The organism is Cobetia sp. 14N.309.X.WAT.E.A4, assembly GCF_030397495.1.
Lineage (GTDB): Bacteria > Pseudomonadota > Gammaproteobacteria > Pseudomonadales > Halomonadaceae > Cobetia > Cobetia marina.
Genome location: NZ_JAPNXT010000021.1, coordinates 4,050 through 5,668, shown reverse-complemented (window position 1 = coordinate 5,668; position 1,619 = coordinate 4,050). Strand labels below are relative to the sequence as shown.

Below are 1,619 nucleotides of genomic sequence, written 5' to 3'. Positions count from 1 at the left end.
CCTTCGCCTGGCCGTCATTGGTGCGTCATCGGGAAACAATCGCACCCCACGTTTCCTGCGTTTCTTTGATACGCATTCTAAGTCCCCCCATAGTTGAGTCATGACCATTAGAACAAGAGACGACTCGGTGAGGATATCAATGAAAATACAGTTACTGGCCATGCTCTACTGTTTGGCTCTCCCGCATTTGGCATTCGCTGAAGATGTCCCTTCTGAGCTGGAAAAACTAGCCTCCGGAGTAGAAGCTGAGTGCAATGACTATGCTGTCACACTTAGCAGAGCCAAGTTCATCAAAGACAAAAGGGAAGGGGCAGAATCCTCGGTGACTGAACACAAAGAGTTTTTTCAGAATAAAAAGCAGCAATGCTTTTTGGTTCAGAGCTATCTGATCTTAGAGTTTGTCAAAGAAGCGTCCTCCGATGAGGCGTGGCAAGAACTCGATGGAGATACCTTGCTTGTCAATGCTCTCAACAAACTCGTTGACACCCTGTAGTGCGCTTGACTCACCCTTTTCGCCTGGCTCGCAACGCAGCCATTTCTTTAGCAAACAGGTTTACTGGCTTGTCATCGGTAGGATTAGATTCTGGCGTCGTCTGTGGGGGCGCTGCGGGCGTCTCAGGGGCAGGCAGGCGGCGTAGCTGGGCAACCTCCTCGCGTAGTCCGGCCAGCTCATCACGCAAGGCGCGTATCTCGGCTATCAGGTCGCCATTCTGGTCTGTGTCAGTGGCACGGGACGGCGGGGCAGCCTCATGCATTCTCAGTGGGCCATGCACTCGCTCAAGCTCACTGGTATCAATCCGGCGGTGCCCATCACGGTCTGTCTTGTAAGCCAGGCGGCCACTTGCCATGTCTCGATAGATACCGCGCCTGCTTCTCCCTACCAGCCGTGCAGCCTCATTTACCGTAACACTGGCCATAGCATCCCCTCGCGTCGTGTACCGGCATTCTGGCGCGTGTGACACGGTGGGACAACGCGTGTGACAGCCTTGTGTGTCATGCCAGGGCATACGTGGGATTGACGTGTGACAGCGGTGGCACGTGACAGGCATGAAAAAGCCCCGCGCGGGGGGCCGATTATGCTGCGGTCAGTGGTCTGAGTGGTTCCCGCCGGTCGCCAGTGCCGGTCGCACGTAGTGGGCCGGTGTGTGTCAGCTCTCGGGAGATAGCCAGGGCCATGCAGTCGGGTTCGATGCGCAGCAGGTCGCACAGCCGGTGCAGTTGCTCGCGGCTCCCCTGCCAGTCAGCCAGTGCCTCGCGTATGTACTGGTAATCCAGCCCAGACACAGCCGGTACGGTGCCCAGTAGACCGGCGCGAACGTCTTCCACGTATGCGGCCAGCGCAGCACATGCCAGCCGGTGACAGCCGTGTGATTCGTGATGGTTGGCCATACTCATGCTCCCTCGCCATTCAGCTCGCGGCACCGCTGTCTGGCGCGTTCCTCGAATGCCTCGGCAGTCTCCCCCTCCTCGCGGCGCAGTGTGTCCCCGCGGCGGCCCGTGATGGCATTGCCGGAGATCACAGCCTGGCGCAAGTCACTGTCTTCGCCGTTGACGCAGTAAAGCCAAACGATCATCGGCGGGTCGCACAGCGGTGTGGCCTTCTCCAAACGCTCAAGCCC

At 58.1% G+C, this 1,619-nt stretch carries 3 protein-coding genes; 1 reads left to right on the top strand and 2 read right to left on the bottom strand.

Translation table 11 applies throughout. The features are described from left to right. The first annotated feature begins 139 nt into the window (after positions 1–139). Positions 140–493 (top strand): hypothetical protein, encoded by a 354-nt coding sequence (locus OW493_RS17105; protein WP_289864981.1) that lies wholly within the window; start codon positions 140–142, stop codon positions 491–493. A 10-nt stretch (positions 494–503) separates the two neighbouring features. Here the strand turns inward: OW493_RS17105 and OW493_RS17245 are convergent, their stop codons facing one another. Together OW493_RS17245 and OW493_RS17100 are read right to left on the bottom strand one after the other, a co-directional pair. Next, positions 504–917 carry a helix-turn-helix domain-containing protein gene (locus OW493_RS17245; RefSeq protein ID WP_354670170.1) on the bottom strand — a complete coding sequence of 138 codons (414 nt, stop codon included), beginning with the start codon at positions 915–917 and terminating at the stop codon, positions 504–506. Positions 918–1,391: 474 nt separating this feature from the next. After that, a partial coding sequence (locus OW493_RS17100; RefSeq protein ID WP_289864980.1) for a hypothetical protein occupies positions 1,392–1,619 on the bottom strand: 228 nt, incomplete at its 5' end.

What these genes read in the sequence shown, in the direction of transcription:
- OW493_RS17105 (WP_289864981.1), top strand. Translation starts at nt 140, where the DNA reads ATGAAAATACAGTTACTGGCCATGCTCTACTGTTTGGCTCTCCCGCAT.
- OW493_RS17245 (WP_354670170.1), bottom strand. Translation starts at nt 917, where the DNA reads ATGGCCAGTGTTACGGTAAATGAGGCTGCACGGCTGGTAGGGAGAAGC.